This window comes from Acutalibacter sp. 1XD8-33 (genome assembly GCF_003612555.1).
Classification (GTDB): domain Bacteria; phylum Bacillota; class Clostridia; order Oscillospirales; family Acutalibacteraceae; genus Acutalibacter.
In genome coordinates this window covers 1-2,173 of sequence record NZ_RAZF01000069.1, presented here as the reverse complement: position 1 = coordinate 2,173, position 2,173 = coordinate 1, and the positions used below count along the sequence as shown (strand labels likewise).

Sequence of the window (2,173 nt, the reverse complement as noted above, 5' to 3'; positions counted from 1 at the left end):
TTTCTCGCCCTGATTGGGAGTCTATCTTTTTCCCTTCACCTCCGCCACAAAACTACATTTTTTCCTCGGCGTTTTTTTACATTTTATCACTGGCGCTGACATAATCGGATAGACGCAATCTATGCAAGACAATCGGTAGACAAAAAGGACAGCATTTCCATTGAAAGCCAGATTGAGTTTTGCAAATACGAATTGAAAGGCGGTAGTTGCAGGGAATACACAGATAAAGGATACAGCGGCAAAAACACAGACCGCCCGAAATTTCAAGAGTTGGTGCGGGATATTAAAAAGGGCCTGATAGCAAAAGTCATTGTCTACAAACTTGACCGTATCAGCCGTTCCATTCTGGATTTCGCAACCATGATGGAGCTGTTCCAGCAGTACAATGTGGAGTTTGTTTCTTCCACGGAAAAGTTTGATACTTCAACCCCGATGGGCCGGGCCATGCTGAATATTTGTATCGTGTTCGCACAGTTGGAACGGGAAACGATACAGAAGCGGGTGACGGACGCTTACTATTCCCGCAGTCAGCGGGGCTTCAAGATGGGCGGGAAAGCCCCCTATGGCTTCCATACGGAGCCTATCAAGATGGACGGTATCAATACAAAGCGGCTGGTAGTGAAGCCGGAGGAAGCGGCAAATATCCGGCTGATGTTTGAAATGTACGCCGAGCCGACAACTTCCTATGGGGACATTACCCGGCACTTTGCGGAACAGGGCATTTTATTTAATGGCCGGGAACTGATACGCCCCACGCTGGCGCAGATGTTACGCAACCCCGTCTATGTGCAGGCGGACTTGGATGTGTACGAGTTTTTCAAGAGCCAGGGGACGGTGCTTGTCAATGACGTCGCCGACTTCACGGGCATGAACGGGTGTTATCTCTATCAAGGCCGGGATGTGAAGCCGGGCAAGGCCCAAAGCCTGAAAGACCAAATGCTGGTGCTTGCGCCCCATGAGGGGATTGTCCCCTCGGATATATGGCTGACCTGCCGCAAGAAGCTGATGAACAACATGAAAATCCAGTCCGCCCGGAAAGCCACCCATACATGGCTGGCGGGGAAAATCAAGTGCGGGAACTGCGGGTACGCCCTTATGAGTATCTTCAATCCCTCCGGCAGACAGTACCTCCGCTGTACGAAACGGCTGGACAACAAAAGCTGTCCCGGCTGTGGGAAAATCATCACGGCGGAACTGGAAGCGGTGGTGTATCGGCAGATGGTGAAAAAGCTGGACAGCTACAAGACACTGACTGGCAGGAAGAAAGCGGCAAAGGCCAATCCCAAAATCACCGCCCTGCAAGTGGAACTTGCCCATGTGGACAGCGAGATTGAAAAGTTGCTGGACAGTCTGACAGGCGCAAACAATGTGCTGCTCTCCTATGTGAATGTGAAGATAGCAGAACTGGACGGACGCAAGCAGGAACTTCTGGCGAAAATAGCGGAGTTGGCGGTGGAAGCCATCAGCCTGGAACAGGTCAGCCAGATTTCTGGCTACCTCGACACATGGGACAGCGTATCCTTTGACGACAAACGGCGGGTAGTAGATTTGATGATTACCACCATTGCCGCCACAAGCGACAGCTTGAACATTACATGGAAAATCTGACGGGCATATCAGCGCCCGTCAGACCGTTACCCTGTGTAGTCCCTTGTAAACTGTACTTTAAAGAATATCAAGTTTTTTTAGATGGGAAAGAGTTAGATACATCTGAAATAGTTGAAAACCTTCCTTCCTATGACAGATTCCAAATAATGAAGAATAATGGTTCTTTTGTCAAGCCACGACACAAAGCGGCGCTATTTGATGAGATTATAAACGGTAAAAACCCTCTTATTGAACAAAAATTGGGGGCCATTGAACAGCAGTGGAAAGCAACTGCCGATTTTTTTGATGAGTATCGCCATATGATTATTGCCCAGGAGGTAGTACTACCCAGTGCCGATGTCGTTATGCAACATTGTAACCATCTTTTGGAGTTTGTGCTTGCAACCTACACACGAAATCCATATAACATAATACGAAGCATTGAAAGATTCGAGACCGAAAAGAATTCTAATATCCAAAACACGGAGTGTAGGAGAGTATTTGAGACCATCCAGGTAAGCGAAAAATAGATTCGAACCCTCGTAAAAAAGGAAAAAAGCAAGAGCGGTTCCCATAAGGAGCCGCT

At 48.2% G+C, this 2,173-nt stretch carries 2 protein-coding genes; both read left to right on the top strand.

The window, feature by feature from the left end; translation table 11 throughout:
• The first annotated feature begins 108 nt into the window (after positions 1 to 108).
• Positions 109 to 1,608 (top strand): recombinase family protein, encoded by a 1,500-nt coding sequence (locus D7X94_RS17755; RefSeq protein ID WP_120429142.1) that lies wholly within the window; start codon positions 109 to 111, stop codon positions 1,606 to 1,608.
• A complete protein-coding gene (locus D7X94_RS17750; protein ID WP_120429140.1) occupies positions 1,596 to 2,117 on the top strand; it encodes a hypothetical protein in 522 nt (173 codons plus the stop codon). The genes D7X94_RS17755 and D7X94_RS17750 overlap by 13 nt, the downstream gene beginning before the upstream one ends.
• Positions 2,118 to 2,173: the final 56 nt, after the last annotated feature.

Coding starts and splice junctions, on each gene's coding strand:
- D7X94_RS17750 (WP_120429140.1), top strand. CDS start 1,596: ATGGAAAATCTGACGGGCATATCAGCGCCCGTCAGACCGTTACCCTGT.